Annotated in this window: 18 protein-coding genes and 1 pseudogene; 16 read left to right on the top strand and 3 right to left on the bottom strand. The window is 42.5% G+C overall.

Annotation, left to right across the window (positions count from 1 at the left end):
- Position 1 precedes the first annotated feature (1 nt).
- Both BQ7344_RS06180 and BQ7344_RS06175 read left to right on the top strand, forming a co-directional pair.
- Positions 2 to 1,027: an ABC transporter permease gene (locus BQ7344_RS06180; protein WP_072521866.1), complete on the top strand. Its 1,026-nt coding sequence runs from the start codon at positions 2 to 4 to the stop codon at positions 1,025 to 1,027.
- Positions 1,028 to 1,105: 78 nt separating this feature from the next.
- Positions 1,106 to 2,095, top strand: a complete 990-nt coding sequence (locus BQ7344_RS06175; protein WP_072521865.1) for a LacI family DNA-binding transcriptional regulator — start codon at positions 1,106 to 1,108, stop codon at positions 2,093 to 2,095.
- Positions 2,096 to 2,265: 170 nt separating this feature from the next.
- On the opposite strand, the gene BQ7344_RS06170 is transcribed toward BQ7344_RS06175, so the two are convergent.
- Both BQ7344_RS06170 and BQ7344_RS06165 read right to left on the bottom strand, forming a co-directional pair.
- Positions 2,266 to 4,242: an oleate hydratase gene (locus BQ7344_RS06170; protein WP_072521864.1), complete on the bottom strand. Its 1,977-nt coding sequence runs from the start codon at positions 4,240 to 4,242 to the stop codon at positions 2,266 to 2,268.
- A 117-nt stretch (positions 4,243 to 4,359) separates the two neighbouring features.
- Positions 4,360 to 4,923, bottom strand: a complete 564-nt coding sequence (locus tag BQ7344_RS06165; protein ID WP_072521863.1) for a TetR/AcrR family transcriptional regulator — start codon at positions 4,921 to 4,923, stop codon at positions 4,360 to 4,362.
- A gap of 335 nt (positions 4,924 to 5,258) precedes the next feature.
- Between BQ7344_RS06165 and rplM the strand changes: the two genes are divergently transcribed.
- The 10 genes and pseudogenes from rplM (at position 5,259) to BQ7344_RS06120 (ending at position 14,957) form a co-directional block, all read left to right on the top strand.
- The gene (rplM, locus tag BQ7344_RS06160; RefSeq protein ID WP_015542118.1) at positions 5,259 to 5,687 is read left to right on the top strand and encodes a 50S ribosomal protein L13; all 429 of its coding nucleotides are present in this window, start codon (positions 5,259 to 5,261) and stop codon (positions 5,685 to 5,687) included.
- Between the two features lie 16 nt (positions 5,688 to 5,703).
- Positions 5,704 to 6,096, top strand: coding sequence for a 30S ribosomal protein S9 (rpsI, locus tag BQ7344_RS06155; protein WP_072521862.1), 393 nt, complete (start codon positions 5,704 to 5,706; stop codon positions 6,094 to 6,096).
- A gap of 771 nt (positions 6,097 to 6,867) precedes the next feature.
- Positions 6,868 to 7,668 (top strand): hypothetical protein, encoded by an 801-nt coding sequence (locus tag BQ7344_RS06150; protein WP_072521861.1) that lies wholly within the window; start codon positions 6,868 to 6,870, stop codon positions 7,666 to 7,668.
- 180 nt (positions 7,669 to 7,848) lie between these two features.
- Positions 7,849 to 8,370 (top strand): annotated as a pseudogene (locus tag BQ7344_RS16935) (DUF7309 domain-containing protein); the annotation flags it as partial.
- Between the two features lie 6 nt (positions 8,371 to 8,376).
- Positions 8,377 to 8,862: a DUF6930 domain-containing protein gene (locus tag BQ7344_RS16930; protein WP_442855821.1), complete on the top strand. Its 486-nt coding sequence runs from the start codon at positions 8,377 to 8,379 to the stop codon at positions 8,860 to 8,862.
- Between the two features lie 553 nt (positions 8,863 to 9,415).
- Complete coding sequence (locus BQ7344_RS06140) at positions 9,416 to 10,474, top strand: FUSC family protein (RefSeq protein WP_072521860.1); 1,059 nt, start codon at positions 9,416 to 9,418, stop codon at positions 10,472 to 10,474.
- Positions 10,446 to 10,784 carry an N-acetylmuramoyl-L-alanine amidase gene (locus BQ7344_RS06135; protein ID WP_235816058.1) on the top strand — a complete coding sequence of 113 codons (339 nt, stop codon included), beginning with the start codon at positions 10,446 to 10,448 and terminating at the stop codon, positions 10,782 to 10,784. The genes BQ7344_RS06140 and BQ7344_RS06135 overlap by 29 nt, the downstream gene beginning before the upstream one ends.
- A 244-nt stretch (positions 10,785 to 11,028) precedes the next feature.
- A complete protein-coding gene (gene rfbD, locus BQ7344_RS06130; protein ID WP_072521859.1) occupies positions 11,029 to 11,880 on the top strand; it encodes a dTDP-4-dehydrorhamnose reductase in 852 nt (283 codons plus the stop codon).
- Between the two features lies 1 nt (position 11,881).
- The gene (locus BQ7344_RS06125; RefSeq protein ID WP_072521858.1) at positions 11,882 to 13,180 is read left to right on the top strand and encodes a dicarboxylate/amino acid:cation symporter; all 1,299 of its coding nucleotides are present in this window, start codon (positions 11,882 to 11,884) and stop codon (positions 13,178 to 13,180) included.
- A 220-nt stretch (positions 13,181 to 13,400) separates the two neighbouring features.
- On the top strand, positions 13,401 to 14,957 hold the full coding sequence (locus BQ7344_RS06120; protein ID WP_072521857.1) for an ABC-F family ATP-binding cassette domain-containing protein: 1,557 nt from the start codon (positions 13,401 to 13,403) through the stop codon (positions 14,955 to 14,957).
- A gap of 144 nt (positions 14,958 to 15,101) precedes the next feature.
- Here BQ7344_RS06120 and BQ7344_RS06115 read toward each other — a convergent pair whose 3' ends face one another.
- On the bottom strand, positions 15,102 to 15,557 hold the full coding sequence (locus BQ7344_RS06115) for a CYTH domain-containing protein (RefSeq protein WP_072521856.1): 456 nt from the start codon (positions 15,555 to 15,557) through the stop codon (positions 15,102 to 15,104).
- A gap of 141 nt (positions 15,558 to 15,698) precedes the next feature.
- Here BQ7344_RS06115 and BQ7344_RS06110 point away from each other — a divergent pair, with 141 nt between their 5' ends.
- The 4 genes from BQ7344_RS06110 (at position 15,699) to clpX (ending at position 19,788) form a co-directional block, all read left to right on the top strand.
- Positions 15,699 to 16,256, top strand: a complete 558-nt coding sequence (locus BQ7344_RS06110) for a DJ-1 family glyoxalase III (protein ID WP_072521855.1) — start codon at positions 15,699 to 15,701, stop codon at positions 16,254 to 16,256.
- A 224-nt stretch (positions 16,257 to 16,480) separates the two neighbouring features.
- Positions 16,481 to 17,767: a trigger factor gene (gene tig, locus BQ7344_RS06105; protein ID WP_072521854.1), complete on the top strand. Its 1,287-nt coding sequence runs from the start codon at positions 16,481 to 16,483 to the stop codon at positions 17,765 to 17,767.
- A 51-nt stretch (positions 17,768 to 17,818) separates the two neighbouring features.
- Positions 17,819 to 18,400 (top strand): ATP-dependent Clp endopeptidase proteolytic subunit ClpP, encoded by a 582-nt coding sequence (gene clpP / locus BQ7344_RS06100; protein WP_015542128.1) that lies wholly within the window; start codon positions 17,819 to 17,821, stop codon positions 18,398 to 18,400.
- A gap of 74 nt (positions 18,401 to 18,474) precedes the next feature.
- Complete coding sequence (clpX, locus tag BQ7344_RS06095) at positions 18,475 to 19,788, top strand: ATP-dependent Clp protease ATP-binding subunit ClpX (RefSeq protein ID WP_072521853.1); 1,314 nt, start codon at positions 18,475 to 18,477, stop codon at positions 19,786 to 19,788.
- The last annotated feature ends 7 nt before the right edge of the window (positions 19,789 to 19,795 follow it).

Raw genomic sequence — 19,795 nt, 5'->3', positions numbered from 1 at the left:
AATGAGTAAAAAGAATACAACAGTTCCTGGACGTGTGGCAGGATTTTTGGGAGAAAACAGTTATATCATTGTTTTTGTAGCGATTTTTATTGTATATGCACTGACAACAAACGGACTGACCTGGAGCGGTATGATGAATGTATTTCGCCATTCCGCAGTAATCGGTATCATTGGTCTTGGTATGGGACTTATCTGTATCACAGGTGAAATCGACCTTTCTGTAGGATCTATGCTGGCTCTGGATGGTGGATTTTCCGTTATCATTTTTAACATGACAAACAGCATTGTGCTTACATTCTTATTTGCAGTTCTGTTTGGCGCATTCTGCGGACTGATCAATGGTGTGATGGTCGGATGGATCCAGATGCCTGCATTTATCGTAACTCTGGCAACAATGCTGATCTATCGTTCTTTTGCGCAGTATTTCTGCCAGCATGTGGATAAAGCCCTGATCGGCGGCGGGAGTTCTGTGTATAAGATGGCAAACAGCCAGTCTTCTTATCAGACGCTTTATAATTTTGGTAATGGAAAAGTATCTACGATCCCGATCGTTGGTCTGATCCTTATTATCATGACACTTGTTTTTGTGTATATCACAACAAGCACGAAATACGGTAAAAAAGTTTATGCAGTAGGAAGCAATATGAAAGGTGCGCAGATGGCAGGAATCAATACAGCGGCTGTAAAAATTTCTGTATTTGTGATTGCAGGTGCGCTTGTTGGCATCGGTGCTTTCTTATGGATTGCCATGAATGCTTCTGCTGACCCGGCAACCACAGGAAACAGCTATGAAATGTATGCGATCGCAGCAGCAGTACTTGGCGGAATCAGCATGTCAGGTGGTAAAGGAAAATGCCTCGGAATCCTGTTTGGTGCAATGTCCTATACGATCATTGACAAGATTATTGTGTCCCTTAAAATGGATTCTCTTATCAATAATGCAATCAAGGGAATTATCCTTCTGATCGTCATCATGGTACAGATCGTGGGACCTCAGATCAAACAGAAATTTAAGAAAGCAGAATGAAATCTCTGTTAAACAGGCGAAAAATACTTTATACTTAATAATAGAAATAATTTAGAAAACCTGAAAAAGAGAGAAAATATGAAGAAGATAACTGTTTCATTAATTGCGGAAAAAGCGCAGGTATCACCGGCAACGGTATCGAGAGTCCTGAATCACAGAGAACTGGTAAAAGAGCCGACGATACGACGGGTAGAGGAAGCAATGCGTTCTCTGGGCTGTCAGATAGAAAATACGGTCACAGTTTCGAAGGAGACACAGCCGTTGATCGTTCTGAACATTCCGGGAATCGAGAATGTATTTTATCAGGAAATCATCCGAGGTGCGAGAGTATCTGCAAAGGCACATGGATGCCATCTGCTGATCCATGAATCACATCTGAATAAAGGCAATCTGCTGGATTTCTGCAATCTTCTGCGGAGAGTGGATGCAGCAGGCGTGATTCTTCTGAATCGTGTTTCGGAAGAGGGCCTGAATCAGATACGGGTGATCGCTCCGCTGGTACAGTGCTGTGAATATAATGAACATGCGGATTACCCGTATGTCAGTATTGATGACACCAGAGCTGCAGAACTTGCAACGGAATATCTTCTGTCAAATGGAGGAAGTAAGATCGCGCTGATCAACGGACCGGGAAACTTCAAATATGCAAGAAGACGTCAGGAAGGATTTATGAATGCACTTCGTAACGCGGAGGTCATGATCCCGAAGCAGTGGATCGTGCAGCTGCCGGAAGTAAGTTACGAGATGGCTTATGCAGCGGTGTGCAGACTTCTGAATTCTGACAGCAGACCGAATGCATTTTTTACCATATCTGATGTTTTTGCAGCGGCAGTGATCCGTGCGGCGAAGCGTTTTCATCTTCATGTACCGCGGGATATTCTGGTGGTTGGATTTGATAATATTGAGTTATCCTCTATGACGTCACCTTCGATCACAACTGTGAATCAGCCGAAATTTCAGATGGGTTATACAGCATGTGAAATGCTTCTGGAACTGATCGAGGATCCACAGGAGGAGATGAAATCTCTTTTGCTTGATACAGAACTGGTGATCAGAGAATCAACATAATAAGAGAATTTATTAACAGAATATATGAATTTGCAGAAAAACACCGGAGCAGGTTAAAATCTGTTCCGGTGTTTTCTTGAATATGTGTGCATTCTTAAGATATCATATCTGATCCTCAGATGCAGTAGCACATATTATAGAAATATTGCACATTTTCTATTTTATAAGAATTACATTCCGTCTTTCAGGACATCGTAATCACGTAAGACTTTCTCAATCACAGTTCCCCTGATGAAGTGGAGCAGAGGTTTTTTGATGAGATTTGCTCCCGGAATGTCAATTTCAAGAGGAGATTTGCCGTCCATCAGCTTTACACTGCTGCTTAAGAGTTCACGGATATCGTAAACGCTTCCCCATACCTCCGGTACACCGCGGTCAACACCGAGAAGTCCATAAACGGCTTCCATAGCAGTTCTGACAGAGTATTCTGTGGTGAAGACAGTGTCACGTGGTGTATCTGCAAACTGACCGAGGAATGCGAAGTTTACACATCCATCCGGGATAACGTCCGGGCGGTCGCCTTTTGTTCTTGGCATGAAGAATGCAGTGATATAAGGCATCATGGTCGGAACGCATACGGCACTGTTTTCTGCAAGATCTTCAATCTGGTCTTCCGGCACACCGAGGTGGTAAAGCCATTCTTCGGTAATTTCTTTTCCGGTGCAGTCTTTCATCGGTTTCTTGATATAATCACCAGGTACATCTGTAAATAAACCATAAACCCATACGCAGACTTTATCTTTGTCCTGATCTTTGAACTGTCCCTGACGGTTGATCGTCCAGCTTAAAAGCCATTTGGAATCCTGACAGCTTACGATACCGCCGGTAACAACTTTGCCGGTGCGTGGATCACGTTTGCAGATATCCGTGATATAAGGAATGATTTTGTCATCCAGTGTGGTGATGGTTGCAGATTCCCAGTTGGTCTTGCTGATATCGGAGCAGAATTTTTCCGGATGTCCGAAAGATGGATCCTGTGCTGCGATATTTTTCCAGAGGGACCAGCAGCCGCTTGTACGGACTTCTGCATCACCGTTTGGCGCATGGTTCTGATCACCGTAGATCGTACCTTCTGTACAGCTTCCGTTTGTGACAAATACGAGGTCGTTTTCAGTAAGGACGATGCCCTTTTCCACTCCATTTACTTTGCATTCGATCGCAGATGCAATTTTTTTGCCTTCTTTGAATTCGAAGATAACGTTGGTGACTTCGGTATTGAATTGAAAATCCACGCCTGCAGCTTCCAGATATTTCTGCATCGGAAGAATCAGGGATTCGTACTGATTGTATTTGGTGAATTTCAGGGCACTGAAATCCGGAAGTCCTGCAATGTGATGGATGAAACGCTGGAAATATAGCTTCATTTCTAACGCACTGTGCCAGTTTTCGAATGCGAACATGGTTCTCCAGTACAGCCAGAAGGTGGAATTAAATACTTCATCGTCGAAAACATCTTCGATGGTCTTATCATAGAGGTCTTCATCTTTTGTCATGAAGAGTTTCATGATCTCCATGCAGCCTTTCTGGCTTAAATTGAATTTACCGTCTGTGTGGGCATCTTTGCCACGGTTTACAGTTGCACGGCAGAGAGAATAATTCGGGTCATGCTTATTCAGCCAGTAATATTCATCCAGTACGGAAACATCCGGCGTTTCGATTGAAGGGATGCTACGGAACAGATCCCAGAGGCATTCAAAATGGTTTTCCATTTCACGGCCGCCTCTCATGACGTAACCGCGTGTCGGATCAAAGATTCCGTCGCAGGCGCCGCCGGCAATATCCATAGCTTCCAGAATGTGGATGTGGGAACCGGGCATCTGAGCATCACGGACGAGGAAGCAGGCAGCAGCGAGAGAAGCAAGTCCGCTTCCTACGATGTATGCATGTTTGTCATCAACGCCTTCCGGCTTTTCCGGACGGGCGAAAGCCTCGTAGTTTCCGTTTGTATAATAGATACCTTTACTGTTTTTTTCGTATTTTCCGCGTTCTGTATTGCGGTAGTCGGAGTTTACAGAATTTTTTGATGAAGCTGATTTGTTTGGGGCCTTTGAAGTGACTGGATTACATTTGGAATTTTTGGCGAGGACGGCAGCAACACCTGCTCCGGCTGCAAGGGCAACACCAAGTTTTAGACTTTTTTTGGACATATAAAAAACCACCTTTCATTTGTTTATGATGATCTGTTGTTCTGTTTCTGTCTCCTATAGTATTGCCATTTGCCGTTCAATTCAATTGACAAAAAATGCCGGATGAGCAAAATCTTATCATTTGGATACATTTGTAAAGTTTTTGATAGAATTTGTAATATTTCCCTGGATGGTGGTGCACATATTGTTGCAGATGGAAGTGTAATCATCTTTCATGCCCTGGTGAATCCAGTCGAGCATGATCCCGACAAAACTGTATTTATAAAAATCAGCGATAAAATTTTTCTGTGCATCGGAAAGCATGGTTTCTTTTGACTGCTCCAGTACAACACCCATAATGAGATCATGTGTGAGATGGAAAAGATAGTTTTCAATCTGTTCACGGCTTACAGCATGATAAGCATTTATAATGAAGGCTTTGTTTTCGTAGACTGCTTCAAAAATCTGCAAAAGCCCTTCCTGCCATGTTTCGTATGTTTTTTTACCCTGCAGGGCTTTAGTGGATTCTTCCAGACATGCCCATTCTACGAGATCATAGATGTCCCTGAAATGATAATAAAAGGCCATACGGCTGATTCCGCAGTCGGTGGTCAGGTCGTTGATCGTGATTTTGTTTAAAGGTTTCTGGAGCATAAGTTTTTTCAGAGACTCCATAAGAGCTTTTTTGGTAATGTTGGACATGGCATATTCTCCGCTGTAAAATATTTTCTTCTATAATAATAGATATATTATAACTGTTTTTCGGGATAAAAAATACAACTGTTTTACGGTGTAAAAAAAATGTAAAAAAATCGGAAATAACTGTTGACATGCAAAGGGCATTATAGTAAAATAACCCAATGTGACATAGTGCGATAACGCTTAAGCCAAAGCCCCGGCGAAGGTGTTTTTATCAGCGGTTTCGGACATTTCCGCAGTATATAGATTTGCACTGTTCACCAGGGATTTTTATACATGATATTGCGGGAGACCGTGATTAAACAAACTATCGTTGATAAATAACAGGAGGTAAAACCATGCAGACTTATATGGCTAATCCAGATAAAATCGAAAGAAAATGGTATGTAGTTGACGCTGAAGGCTGTACACTGGGCCGTCTGGCATCTGGTGTTGCTAGCGTTTTAAGAGGAAAGAACAAACCTCAGTTTACACCACACGTTGATACAGGTGATTATGTAATCATCGTTAACGCTGACAAAGTAAAAGTTACTGGTAAGAAAATGGACCAGAAGATTTATTATCATCACTCCGACTATGTTGGTGGAATGAAAGAGACCACATTAAAAGAAATGATGGCTAAGAAACCGGAAAAGGTTGTTGAGCTGGCAGTTAAAGGTATGCTTCCAAAAGGACCTCTGGGAAGAACCATGTACAAGAAACTTTTCGTTTATGCCGGACCAGAGCACAAACATGAAGCTCAGAAACCGGAAACCTTAACATTTTAATAGGAGGTAGGAGACATTGGCTAGCGCAAAATTCTACGGAACAGGAAGAAGAAAAAAATCAATCGCAAGAGTTTACCTTACACCTGGTACAGGCAAAATCACAATCAATAAAAGAGATATCGACGAATACTTCGGATTAGAGACTCTGAAAGTTATCGTTCGTCAGCCATTTGCTGCAACAGAAACAGAAGGCAAATTTGACGTTCTCGTTAACGTAACAGGCGGCGGATACACAGGACAGGCTGGTGCCATCAGACATGGTGTTGCAAGAGCCCTTCTTGAAGCAGACGCTGAATACAGACCAGTTCTTAAAGCTGCTGGATTCCTTACTCGTGATCCACGTATGAAAGAACGTAAGAAATACGGTCTCAAAGCAGCTCGTAGAGCACCTCAGTTCTCTAAACGATAATCAGGAACGAAGAAGAGCAGAGCTTTTCAAGTTTATTATCGAATACGGAAATCATCAGGCCCCGGAATCTTTGGTTCCGGGGTTTTTCTAAAAACATTCCAATTATTTCTAATATCTCTAATATCTCTATTCCCAAAAAACTTATTACCGGTTAGTAACGATTAAATTTAAGAAATCTTGAAGCTGACTCATCAAATCTGCGACGCTTGAATGATCCGGACAGGAGCATTTGCAGAGCTGCTCCACGAAGTAATGTAGATGTAATGACTTGGAAAAAAGTAGATACAGGATAGACCAACAGAAATTCAGGTGAGAAATGACCTGTAAATAAGTAAGTTTGTTAAAAGTACACGAAAATTACGGATGCGAATGACCATAGTATGGGAAAATACATGCAAAGTCAACAAAATACTTGTAAACTGGATGGTCTGAAGATGAGTATGTATTGAACAGGTCAAAAAATGAATGTAAATCAGATGATCTATAGAAGAGTAAGTGCTGTGGAAGTCCATAAAAATGTCGGAAATGGTGTGCTACGGGAAGAGGAAGTTATCTGAAAGTCACCGAACATGTTTATAATGGAAAATCGGATGATTTACGTAGGAGTAAGTCTAAAATAAGTCAATACGGTTCCTATAGAAATGGCTATAATTCAGGTATGTTTCAAATAAATTAATGAAATAATCAAGCTTTCATATATTTATATGTTCATTCTAATTTGAATCTCTAATGTTCTACAGAATCACAATAAAAATAAAGGAGGGACACCACATGTATGGATTAAAACAGAAATTATTAGAGGAAGAAAAGTGTTTGAAAGAGATTCTGAGCGGAATTGGGGAGCCGAAGGCAGATGCGCTGGAAGGGACTTTACGAATTTCAATGGACAAGAATAAAGTACGTTACTTTCATCATTTTCCGAATGAAAATAATAAGAAAAAGGATATCTATATTTCAAAGTCAGACAAAGAACTTCCGACCAGACTGGCGCAAAATACATATGACAATAAACTGCGCAATCTGGTGAAGAAACGTCTGGAGCAGCTTCGAAGACTTTTGAAGGATTATGAGGATAATGAAATTGAACAATTATATACGAAAGAACATCCTGAGAGACAGAAGCTGATTCAGCCAGTGCGACCAACATGGGAACAGCGTTTAAATGAATGGGAAAAAGAAGCGTACAAGAGTAAAGCGTTTGCTGAAAATATTCCGATCATAACAACTGCAAAAGGGGAGCGTGTACGCTCAAAATCAGAGAAGATTCTGGCAGACTATTTTTATCATGCAGGCATTTCGTATAAATACGAGCATCCAATTTTCCTGAAAGGATTTGGCATAGTTTATCCGGATTTTACATTTTTATCCCGGAAAACAGGAGAAGAAATCTACTGGGAGCATGATGGGAGAATGGATGATCCTGAGTATGCAAGAAATGCTATCAGGAAGATTGAAACTTACGAGAAAAATGGGATTTTTCCAGGACAAAAGTTGATTCTGACATTTGAGACTTTGCAGGATGGATTGGATATGAAAGTTGTGGAGAGTCTTGTAAAGGAATATCTGTTATAGTGTAGACACCGTTACAGCAGATGATTTTGAAAATTATTTGAAGTATTGTAAAATGTTGTTGTGGCTTTGGAGTGCATATGTAATAATTCAGGTAGGAGTAATATTGTATTTGACTACGATAAGAATATGAATATGCAGAAAACTGAAATTCAAATCCAGAATTAAGGTAAAGGGGAACATATGAGAAAAGAAGCTACGATTGAGCAATGGAAAGAATTGTATGAAGTTGCAACCAGAATAAAAGAAATGAAGCCATGGAATAAATTCTGGGATCTGGATATTATCGGAATACGGTAGGGAAACGAAGAAGACACAACGTTTTACAGTATACTGGGACATGGTGGGGACTGTTATGGGATTGTTGTATATGAAGGATATGAAGGACTAAATGATTTCATGATGCTTACAATGCAGGAGCAGCTAAATCTGTCGATAGATTATGTTATGTTTTCTCAAAATAATCTGACATGTTATTGGGGTAACAGAGAGGAATTAACGGATAAACAGAGAAAAAATATCAAAGAAATGGGATATAAATACAGAGGAAAGAACCAATGGTTATATTTTCAGTCTTTTGAGGCAGGGTATTATCCCTATAATATGAATCAGGATGAAGTTATTCGAATGACTAATTATTTTCTTAATCTGGAATTAGCATTGCAACAATATGAAAGTGTACAGGTTGATGTGGATTTCGAAAAGGGTGAAATGTACTATTTTGAGTTTGGAGAAGATAAAAAGTCATGGAATTTTGGCGCTAAACCACTACCATTTTCATCATTCCAATTTGGAAATCTGATTATTACAGATGAGGAATTGATGGCAGATTTGAGAAAAGCATCAAAATGTAATGCTGTTTTAGAAGCAGATATAGCAATTCTTGGAGTTTCGGTGAATGATAAAAAATATAAGCGACCTGCTAATCCGGCGACTTGCATGATTGCGGATGCTAAATCTGGAATGATGCTGAAATGTGAATTGCAGCAACCGGAGGATGATACCATTGTTTCTCTGGCAGAAGAATTGATAGGATTTATTTTTCAGTATGGTGCACCAAAAGAAGTGAGAGTATCGAATATTTTAGTTGAAGCTGGAGTGCAGCAAATCTGCCAGATATGTGGGATTAAATTAAGACGGGTAAAAAAATTGCCGATTATAGAAGAGTTTCGCGAAGGAATGAGGAGATTTATGTAAAAAGGAAAGCCGACTGTACGGACCGGCAGAATATGAATGACCTGGGAAAAGGATATGACAGAGCAGGTAAATACAAATTCAGGATAGACCTGTCTAATGAAAAAAAGTAAGAGTTGTTCAGCTTTGTAACTACGGTTTGGGAATGACCTGTGGGAGGGGAAGCCTAGCTGCGACCAACAGAAATTCAGGTGAGAAATGACCTGTAAATAAGTAAGTTTGTTAAAAGTACACGAAAATTACGGATGTGAATGACCATAGTATGGGAAAATACATGCAAAGTCAACAAAATACTTGTAAACTGGATGGTCCAGGGAAGGGTAAGTGCAAAGTGAGTCAAAAACTGATCTGGGATTGGATGGTCCAGGGAAGAGTAAGTGCAAAGTGAGTCAAAAATTGCCTTGAAATTGAATACCCTAAGAATGAGTAAATAGATGCTAAGTCCACAAATCACAGACAGAGCCATTACAGAAAAGTCCAATTGAAAATCTCCTCTTGACCTTCCGGCGGATTTGCGGTATAGTTCTCTACACTTTACAAAAAAGGAGCGAGACTTATGACTTTTTATCAGGAACTTCAGCTGAGTTCGGTGGGTTCGAAACAACTGATCAAAAATACCGCAGACCCGAAAGAAAAACACCGCCATATTCTGATCTACAATTTTAAGGTATACCTTGTGATGGCATTCTGTGTGGCGGTGGTAACGTTGTATACAAATCTGATCGGGAGTGGCAACAGCGTCGTGGGAGTAACGGTACTGCTTGCAGTGCTTGTGCTTCGGCAGGCGGATTTCGGAATCAAAACGACACATGGACTATTCAGTATCGTGGGAATTTTTGTGATTCTTATGATTGCGCCGCGATTTGCCAACACCCTTAATCCGATCGGGGCATTTGTTGTAAATGCGGCAGCTATCCTTCTTTTGATGATTCTGGGATGCCACAATGTGATTATGTATAATCATTCGACATTTGTGCTGGGATATCTTCTGCTTCTGGGATATGATGTGACCGGAGCGGAATACATAAGGAGAGTTGAAGGACTTGCAGTCGGAATGGTTCTCTGCATGATTATCTTCTACAAAAACCAGGAAAATCGTCCATACAGAAGAAGTTTTCTGGATCTGTTCCGTGAATTCGATCTGCATTCAGCGAGAGGCAGATGGTACCTGAAACTGACACTGATCGTTTCAAGTGCAATGCTAATTGTGTCTCTTTTGGGATTGCCGAGAGCAATGTGGGCAGGAATTGCCTGTATGTCTGTGTGCCTTCCTTTTACAGATGACTGCATCGCCAGGTCAGGCAAAAGATGGCAGTTTAACATTGTCGGATGTGTATTGTTTATCGCACTATACCTGATTTTACCGGAATCTATGTACCCGTATATCGGAATGATCGGAGGAATCGGTGTCGGCTATTCAGCAGGTTACGCATGGCAGACCGCGTTTAATACATTCGGAGCTCTTTCGATTGCAGCAGGTATGTTTGGAATGCCGATGGCAGTAGCGCTTCGAGTTGGACTGAATGTGTTCGGCGCATTTTACACAGTAATCTGTAACAAAGTGATTGACAGACTGACAGACGCTTGTGGAGAAAGAAAAGGCGCAGAAGCCTGAAACTGGGGCCATGACAATCTGCGTGACCAGAAGAAATCGATTTGTTTCATCAAGTATGTATAAACAATCTTATAATCTTTCCAAAGCTGTCCTGAGTGCCTATGTAAAAGAGACCGGATGCCGCAAAGAATATATCTGGGAGACGGATACAATGAGCGGAAACAACTGGAGTAAGGTACCGACGACACTGATCAAACTCGGATATATGTCCAATCCGGCGGAAGACCGCCGTATGCAGAATGCGGCCTGCCAGAAAAAGATGGTAAATGGGATGGCAAATGGAATCAAAGCGTATTTACTGGGGCAGTGATGTCTCTGAATGCATATAAAAATAAACAGGAGGCATGCCTGCAACTACGCCAAAGAGAGTTGAGAAGATTCTGAAAGGCGCAGGGAGAATAAGAAAAGTGCGGCGGGTGGGAAAATCTGCCTGTAGTGCACCTTTTTCTTGACAGAAATACTTTGACTTGCTAAAATTTTAAAAGATATAAAGATTAAAGGGCGTTGATTTTGATCTGAATCAACGCTCCTTTTATGTTAGGGAGGTAAAAGAGATGTTAAAAGTATGGATTGCAGGTGCCGGCGGACAGATCGGACGGGCACTGAATGATGTACTGGATCCGATGCAGATTGAGGCACTGAATACAGATGTCGATGAATTGGATATTACGGACACAGATGAAGTCATCAATTTCGGTACTGTTAATCGACCGGATGTGATCATCAACTGTACAGGTATCACAGATACTGATGAGTGTGAGGAAAATCCGGAACATGCATACCGTGTCAATGCACTTGGTGCAAGAAACTTAAGTATCGTTGCACGTAAGTGTGGATCAAAAATCGTTCAGCTTTCTACAGATGACGTATTTGACGGACAGAGTAAGAAACCGTATACAGAGTTTGATGATACGAATCCGCTGACTGTATATGGCAGATCTAAAAGAGCCGGCGAAAATTATGTAAAAGAGTTTACACACAAGCACTTTGTCATCCGCAGTAACTGGGTATACGGACACGGTGGACGCAACTTTGTAAACCGTGTATTGGAAGCGGCAGAGTCCGGAAGAGCACTTTCTGTGGCATCAGACCAGTTTGGCTCTCCAACCAGCGCCAAAGATCTTGCAAGAATGATTCTGTATCTGATCAGCACAAATGAATATGGAACATATCACGTGACCTGCAGCGGTATCTGTAACCGTTATGAGTTTGCACAGGAGATATTAAGACTTGCCGGCAAAACAATCGAACTTAAAGCTGTTCCTACCGAGCAGTCAGACCTTTCATCTGTCAGACCGCCATATGCAGTTCTGGACAATTTTATCCTTCGTATTATTGAAATGTATGATATGCCGGAATGGAAAGAGTCCCTGAAAGAATACATGGATGAGAGAACGGAGGGTTAAAATGAAAGAAAAAAACACACAAGCAAAAACTCCGAACAAAAAAGCGATAGGGCTGACGACCAAGATCTTTATCGCGCTGATCGCGGGAGCGATTCTTGGTATCGTGCTCTGCTATCTGGTTCCGGACAGCAGTTTCAAAAAAGATGTAATTATTGAAGGTGTTCTCTATGTCATTGGACAGGGATTTATCCGTCTGATGAAGATGCTGGTTGTACCGCTGGTATTCTGCTCTCTGGTCTGCGGAAGTATGGCAATTGGAGATACAAAAAAACTCGGTACGGTGGGTGTGAGAACCCTGGTATTTTATCTTGCAACTACAGCAATGGCAGTTTGCGTTGCACTTGGTGTCGGTAATCTGATCAATCCTGGTATCGGCCTTGATATGAGCGCGATTCAGTCTTCGGCAGCTTCTGTAGAAACCATGGAAGCAACATCCCTTACTGATACGATCCTGAATATCATTCCGGACAACCCGATCAATTCTCTGGCAAGCGGAAGCATGCTTCAGGTTATCGTATTTGCATTGATCGTCGGTGTGATTCTTGCAAAAATGGGCGAGCGTGCAGAGACAGTTGCAAACTTCTTCAGCCAGTTTAATGATATCATGATGGAAATGACCATGATGATCATGAGCCTTGCCCCAATCGGTGTATTCTGTCTGATCAGCCGTACATTTGCGAATATCGGTTTCAGTGCATTTATCCCGCTGGCGAAGTATATGATCGGTGTATTGCTGGCACTGGCTATTCAGTGTTTCGGCGTATATCAGATCCTGCTCAAGATCTTTACAGGTCTGAATCCGATTCGGTTCATCAAGAAATTTTTCCCGGTTATGGCATTCGCATTTTCTACTGCAACGTCTAATGCGACCATTCCTATGTCTATTGATACGCTGTCCAAAAAAGTCGGTGTATCCAAGAAGATTTCGTCCTTTACTATTCCGCTGGGTGCGACCATCAACATGGATGGTACTTCCATCATGCAGGGTGTGGCTGTAGTTTTTGCAGCCCAGGCATTCGGTATTCATTTAAGTCCGATGGATTACGTGACGGTTATCGGAACTGCAACACTTGCCTCTGTAGGTACGGCAGGTGTTCCGAGTGTTGGTCTTGTAACCCTGACTATGGTATTTAACTCCGTAGGCCTTCCGGTTGAGGCAATCGGTCTCATCATGGGTATTGACCGTATCCTGGATATGACCAGAACTGCAGTCAACATTACAGGTGATGCTGTCTGCACAACTATCGTTGCACATCAGAATGGCGCGCTGGACAAAAAAGTATTTAACGAAACAGCATAATCTTTTTACATTGATTTCAGCAAAAACGGCTGTACACAGGAAGTGTGCGGCCGTTTTTTGCACCATATGCAATAAACAGACCGATATGGAGAATCATGTAAACACAAAACAGGTTGCATTTGTCACAGGGCTTCGGCTATAATACGAGAGAGCCGGATTACTGAGGAATAAATTCCGGCAGGAATCCACACATATCACTTTAACGAAAGCGAGAATAAATATGAGTATATTGAATGTTGAACATCTGACACATGGCTTTGGCGACAGAGCAATCTTCTCAGATGTTTCTTTCAGACTCCTGAAAGGAGAGCATATCGGACTTGTCGGTGCGAATGGCGAAGGTAAGTCTACTTTTATGAGTATTGTCACCGGAAAACTGATGCCGGATGAGGGCAAGGTAGAATGGGCCAAAAACGTCCGCGCAGGTTATCTCGATCAGCATGCGGTTCTGGAAAAAGGAATGACGATCCAGGAAGTGCTGAAATCTGCTTTTGACCCGCTCCTTCAGAAAGAACAGAGAATGAATGAAATCTGTGATCTTCTCGGAAGTGCGGATGAAGAAGAAATGAATGTCCTGATGGAAGAACTGGGAACAATTCAGGATGAACTGACATTACATGATTTTTATATTATTGATTCCAAAGTCGAAGAAGTTGCAAGAGCACTCGGGCTTCTGGATCTGGGACTTGACCGTGATGTTACAGACCTGAGTGGCGGACAGAGAACAAAAGTCCTTCTCGGAAAACTCCTTTTGGAAAAACCGGATATCCTGCTTCTGGATGAGCCGACCAACTATCTTGATGAAGAACATATTGCGTGGCTGAAACGCTATCTTCTTGATTATGAAAACGCATTTATTCTGATCTCACATGACATCCCGTTTCTCAATGAGGTAGTAAATATCATCTATCATATGGAGAATCAGGAGCTGAACCGTTATGTCGGCGACTACGATCATTTCCAGGAAGTGTATGCAGTGAAGAAAGCACAGCTGGAAGCGGCATACCGTCGTCAGCAGCAGGAAATCAGCGAACTGAAAGATTTTGTTGCAAGAAACAAAGCACGTGTTTCCACCAGAAACATGGCGATGTCCCGTCAGAAAAAGCTGGACAAGATGGATGTGATCGAGCTGGCGGCAGAAAAGCCGAAGCCGGAGTTTAATTTCCGTTATGGACGTACTCCGGGAAAAATGCTGTTTGAGACGCATGACCTTGTGATTGGCTATGATGAGCCACTGTCCAGACCATTGAATTTTATTATGGAGCGTGGACAGAAGATCGCACTGGTCGGAACAAACGGAATCGGAAAAACGACACTTTTAAAGAGTATTCTCGGATTGATCCCGGCACTCAAAGGAAACTGCGAACGAGGTGAAAATCTGGAACTTGGCTATTTTGAGCAGGAAGTAAAAGGCGACAATAAGACAACCTGTATCGAGGAACTCTGGCAGGAATTTCCGTCTTATACACAGTATGAGATCCGTTCAGCCCTTGCGAAATGCGGACTGACTACCAAACATATCGAGAGCCAGGTACGTGTCTTAAGTGGTGGTGAGCAGGCGAAGGTACGTCTGTGCAAGCTTGTAAACAGAGACACAAATGTCCTGCTTCTGGATGAGCCAACCAACCACCTTGATGTAGATGCAAAGGAGGCGCTGAAAAGTGCACTTAAGGAATACAGGGGCAGTATCCTTCTGATCTGCCATGAACCGGAGTTTTATCAGGATGTGGTAAATGAGGTCTGGGATATGAGCAAGTGGACCACCAAAATCTTTTAAGTACGGGGAAGGTCTTTATGCATAAAGAAATCAACCACAGAATAAGGAAACATTTTAACGAGGGAATCTACAATGTTGCCAGATACAAAGAAGCAAAGATGAGATAACAGAGAAAACAGAATGTAAATAAAAGTAAGGGCGGGATTATTTCCTGCCCTTGCTCAATGTACTGTTATGATAATCGGAAGAGAAGGTAACATCACGTCCGAACCATGCCGGCGGTGTGTAGGAATTCGCTGCTTCTTCGGATGGAAATTCTACTTCTGCCAGAAGCAGTCCCTCATAATCTTCATGAAAAACGTCGAGCTCGATCGTCAGACCGTTTTTTTCCGGAATCAGATAACGTATCTTGGAGATGACAAGACCGTCTGCCTTAGATTTCAGATGTTCATAGGCCTCCTGCGGCAGCGGAAGATTATATTCCTCTCTGGCCATGAGGCCTTTTGATTTGTAAGTGAGAAAATAATCGTCATCCTGTCTGCGGATGCGAACGACAGGTGAAGTACAGAGATATCCCTGCTCGATCTTATGAAACGGATAAGATGCAAGATCCGCCGGAAGCTGTTCTTTTTCTATCAGATATTTTCTTTCGATTTCCATAGTAAAACTCCTTGATAAATTATGATATTTTCAGATTTAGTATATCCCTTTTGGACGTGAAATGCTATACTGAATGACAGAATGGCGATAAAACAACGGGCAGGCAGCAAAGCCAATATGTCAATAAGGGAGGAATTTTTTATGAGCAAAAAAGTATATATTTTTCTGGCAGACGGATTTGAAGACATTGAAGGACTGACTGTAGTCGATCTGATGCGCCGCGCACAGATCGATATAAAGACAGTTTCTATTAAGGACATCAGGGACATCACCACTTCTCACGGAATCCATATGCAGACAGATCTTGTTTTTAAAGAAACCGATTTTTCTGATGCGGACATGCTTGTAATCCCGGGTGGCATGCCGGGCACAAAATATCTCGGAGAATATCAGCCGCTCTGTGATCTCCTGACAGATTTTTATAAACAGGGCAAAAAGGTCGCAGCCATCTGTGCAGCACCGACCGTATTTGCCGCACTGGGATTTCTTGAGGGCAGAAAAGCGACCGCATATCCATCCTGCATGGACGGATTAAAAGGAGCAGAGCGTTCTCTGGACAGTGTTGTCATCGACGGCAATGTCACAACGAGCCGCGGCCTCGGAACAGCGGTTGACTTCGCACTCAGCCTGATTGGACAGCTTCTAGGTGAAAAAACAGCGGATGAAATTGCGGAATCCGTGGTATATAGCCGAAAATAAAGGAAAAACAAGGCTTTTTCATAAAAAAATACTGGTGTTTTTAAAGACATTGTGCTATACTACGATAATGACTGTAATTGTATCTCATTATATAGAGATACAGTTGCCTGATGCCGCCAGAAGGCGCAGGAATAAAGGAAAAGTTAGAATATAAGTAACTGCAGAAGTACAGAACGGTTACAATATAAGAGATCTAACCTGAAAATTAAGGAGGAACAGGAAACATGAGTTTACAGGTGGAAAAACTGGAAAAAAACATGGCGAAACTGACAATCGAGGTTTCTGCTGAAGATTTAGAGAAAGCTATGCAGGCTGCATACCAGAAAGCAAAAGGAAGAATCACTCTTCCTGGCTTCCGTAAAGGTAAAGCACCGAGAAAAATGATCGAGCAGATGTACGGAAAAGGAATCTTCCTTGAAGACGCTGCAAACGCTCTTATTCCGGAGCACTACAGCAAAGCACTGGAAGAATGTGATCTTGAAATCGTTTCCCAGCCGGAAATCGATGTAACACAGGCTGAGCCAGGAAAAGCATTCATCTTCACAGCAGAAGTTGCTGTTAAACCGGAAGTTACTCTTGGTGAGTACAAAGGTGTAGAAGTTCCGAAGTCTGAGACAGAAGTAACAGACGAAGACGTTGATGCTGAGATGAAGAAAGAGCAGGAGAAAAACTCCAGAACAGTTACAGTTGAAGAACGTGGAGCAGAAAACGGCGACATCACAACAATCGACTTCGAAGGATTTGTTGACGGAGAAGCATTTGAAGGCGGCAAAGGTACAGATTACCCGCTGACACTTGGTTCCAATTCTTTCATTCCGGGATTCGAAGATCAGCTCGTTGGCTCCAGAGCAGGTGACCACGTAGAAGTTAAGGTTACATTCCCGGAAGAATATCAGGCAAAAGAGCTTGCAGGCAAAGAAGCTGTATTCCAGTGTGACGTTAAGAAAGTAGAAGCAAAAGAGCTTCCGGAACTTGACGATGATTTCGCACAGGACGTTTCTGAATTTGACACTCTTGCAGAGTACAAAGAAGACGTTAAGAAAAACCTGACAGAAAAGAAAGAAAAAGCTGCACGTACTGCAAAAGAAAATGCAGCAGTAGATAAAGCAATCGAAAACGCTGAGATGGATATTCCGGATGCTATGCTGAATACACAGGTTCGTCAGATGCTGGATGATTTCTCCAGAAGAATGCAGTCTCAGGGACTTACCATGGAACAGTACTTCCAGTTTACAGGAATGACTCTTGACAAGATGCAGGAAGAAATGAAACCACAGGCTCTCAAGAGAATCCAGACAAGACTTGTTCTTGAAAAGATCGCAGAAGTTGAAAACATTCAGCCAACAGAAGAAGAAGTTGAAGAAGAATTTAAGAAAATGGCTGATGCATACAAGATGGAAGTGGAGAAGATCAAAGAACTGCTTGGTGACCGCGAGTTAGAGCAGATGAAGAAAGATATGGCTGTACAGAAAGCCGTAACTCTCATTGCTGACGAAGCAAAGGAAGCCTGAGCAGACGTTAGATCCTGAACCACTGGAATCGACGAATGGAGGCATTTATATATGAGTTTAGTACCATATGTCATTGAACAGACAAGCAGAGGAGAAAGAAGCTATGACATTTACTCCCGTCTTCTGAAAGATCGTATTATCTTTCTTGGCGAGGAAGTAAATGATGTAAGTGCAAGCATTATCGTGGCACAGCTTCTGTTTCTTGAGGCAGAGGATCCGAGCAAGGATATTCAGTTATATATCAACAGCCCGGGTGGTTCTGTAACTGCAGGCATGGCTATTTATGATACCATGAAATACATTAAGTGTGATGTTTCTACAATCTGTCTCGGAATGGCAGCCAGCATGGGAGCTTTCCTTCTGGCAGGCGGAACAAAGGGCAAGAGATATGCCCTGCCACACTCAACGATCATGATTCATCAGCCGTCAGGCGGAGCACAGGGTCAGGCAACCGAGATTCAGATCGTGGCTGATCACATTGCCCAGACGAAACGGACTTTGAATGAGATCCTGGCAGAAAACACAGGACAGCCTTACGAAGTAGTGGAAAAAGACACAGACCGCGATAATTATATGACTGCTGAAGAAGCAAAGGCATACGGACTGATCGATGGTGTTGTCGAGCATAAATAAAGCAGACAGAAGGAACCTCTTTTCAGGGGGTTCCTTTTGTGCCATATCAAACTGAAAGGAAACGAGAACTATTTATGGCAGAAAAAATGAGAGAAGGAAAAGTCAGATGCTCTTTTTGTCACAAATCTGAGGATCAGGTACGTAAGCTGATCGCAGGACCGGATGGTGTTTTTATCTGTGACGAATGCATTGGTATCTGCTCGGAAATTATGGAAGAGGAACTGGCTCAGTATGATACGGAGGATGTTTATGATTCAGACATCAACCTTTTAAAACCTGAGGAGATCCATAAGATTCTGGACGATTATGTCATTGGACAGGACGAAGCTAAGAAAGCTCTGTCTGTGGCTGTATATAATCATTACAAGAGAATTACAGCATCCAAAAATCTGGATGTGGAGTTACAGAAAAGCAACATTCTGATGCTTGGACCGACAGGATCCGGTAAGACACTGCTTGCGCAGACACTTGCCAGACTTCTGAATGTGCCTTTCGCAATCGCAGATGCAACCACACTTACCGAAGCAGGTTATGTTGGCGAAGATGTTGAGAACATTCTTCTGAAGATCATTCAGGCAGCAGATTATGATATCGAACGTGCGCAGTACGGTATCATCTACATCGATGAGATCGACAAGATCACACGTAAATCCGAGAACGCATCCATCACCAGAGATGTATCCGGTGAAGGTGTACAGCAGGCACTCCTGAAGATCCTTGAAGGTACAGTTGCAAGCGTTCCGCCGCAGGGTGGACGTAAACATCCGCATCAGGAGTTTATTCAGATTGATACCACCAACATCCTGTTTATCTGCGGTGGTGCATTTGACGGTATCGAAAAGACGATTGAAGCACGTCAGGACACCAAGTCCATTGGATTCGGTGCAGATGTTTCTGTACAGGAAGAAAGAAACATCGGAGAAGTCCTGAAGGACGTTATGCCGGAAGACTTTATCAAATATGGTCTGATTCCGGAGTTTATCGGTCGTGTTCCGATCGTAGTTACTTTAGATGGACTGGATGAGGAAGCACTGATCCGTATCCTTAAAGAGCCTAAGAACTCTCTGACCAGACAGTATCACAAATTATTCGAGCTGGATGGAGTAGAGCTTGAATTTGAGGAAGATGCCCTCAAAGAAGTAGCGAGAAAATCTCTGGAGCGTAAGACCGGTGCCAGAGGACTTCGTTCCATCATGGAGAAATCTCTGATGGATCTGATGTACCGTACTCCTTCCGACAATACGATATGTAAGTGCATCATCACAAAAGATGCAGTAGACGGAACCGGAGAACCGGAAGTGGTTCATGGGGAACAGCCTGCCATGCAGCAAAATACCACAAGAAGAAATTCCCGTTCCAGAAAGACAGGAAAGCCGGAGACGGCCTAAAGAAGGG

The organism is Blautia sp. Marseille-P3087 (assembly GCF_900120195.1).
Classification (GTDB): Bacteria; Bacillota; Clostridia; order Lachnospirales; family Lachnospiraceae; genus Blautia_A.
Note: the sequence above shows the minus strand (reverse complement) of the source record. Positions and strands in the feature narration are given on the sequence as shown.

Excerpts from the sequence above, each read along its gene's own strand:
- BQ7344_RS06150 (WP_072521861.1), top strand. The coding sequence starts at position 6,868 with ATGTATGGATTAAAACAGAAATTATTAGAGGAAGAAAAGTGTTTGAAA.
- tig (WP_072521854.1), top strand. The coding sequence starts at position 16,481 with ATGAGTTTACAGGTGGAAAAACTGGAAAAAAACATGGCGAAACTGACA.
- BQ7344_RS16930 (WP_442855821.1), top strand. The coding sequence starts at position 8,377 with ATGTACTATTTTGAGTTTGGAGAAGATAAAAAGTCATGGAATTTTGGC.
- BQ7344_RS06165 (WP_072521863.1), bottom strand. The coding sequence starts at position 4,923 with ATGTCCAACATTACCAAAAAAGCTCTTATGGAGTCTCTGAAAAAACTT.
- BQ7344_RS06140 (WP_072521860.1), top strand. The coding sequence starts at position 9,416 with ATGACTTTTTATCAGGAACTTCAGCTGAGTTCGGTGGGTTCGAAACAA.
- rplM (WP_015542118.1), top strand. The coding sequence starts at position 5,259 with ATGCAGACTTATATGGCTAATCCAGATAAAATCGAAAGAAAATGGTAT.
- BQ7344_RS06115 (WP_072521856.1), bottom strand. The coding sequence starts at position 15,557 with ATGGAAATCGAAAGAAAATATCTGATAGAAAAAGAACAGCTTCCGGCG.
- BQ7344_RS06170 (WP_072521864.1), bottom strand. The coding sequence starts at position 4,242 with ATGTCCAAAAAAAGTCTAAAACTTGGTGTTGCCCTTGCAGCCGGAGCA.
- clpX (WP_072521853.1), top strand. The coding sequence starts at position 18,475 with ATGGCAGAAAAAATGAGAGAAGGAAAAGTCAGATGCTCTTTTTGTCAC.
- clpP (WP_015542128.1), top strand. The coding sequence starts at position 17,819 with ATGAGTTTAGTACCATATGTCATTGAACAGACAAGCAGAGGAGAAAGA.
- BQ7344_RS06110 (WP_072521855.1), top strand. The coding sequence starts at position 15,699 with ATGAGCAAAAAAGTATATATTTTTCTGGCAGACGGATTTGAAGACATT.
- BQ7344_RS06180 (WP_072521866.1), top strand. The coding sequence starts at position 2 with ATGAGTAAAAAGAATACAACAGTTCCTGGACGTGTGGCAGGATTTTTG.
- BQ7344_RS06125 (WP_072521858.1), top strand. The coding sequence starts at position 11,882 with ATGAAAGAAAAAAACACACAAGCAAAAACTCCGAACAAAAAAGCGATA.
- rfbD (WP_072521859.1), top strand. The coding sequence starts at position 11,029 with ATGTTAAAAGTATGGATTGCAGGTGCCGGCGGACAGATCGGACGGGCA.
- BQ7344_RS06120 (WP_072521857.1), top strand. The coding sequence starts at position 13,401 with ATGAGTATATTGAATGTTGAACATCTGACACATGGCTTTGGCGACAGA.
- BQ7344_RS06175 (WP_072521865.1), top strand. The coding sequence starts at position 1,106 with ATGAAGAAGATAACTGTTTCATTAATTGCGGAAAAAGCGCAGGTATCA.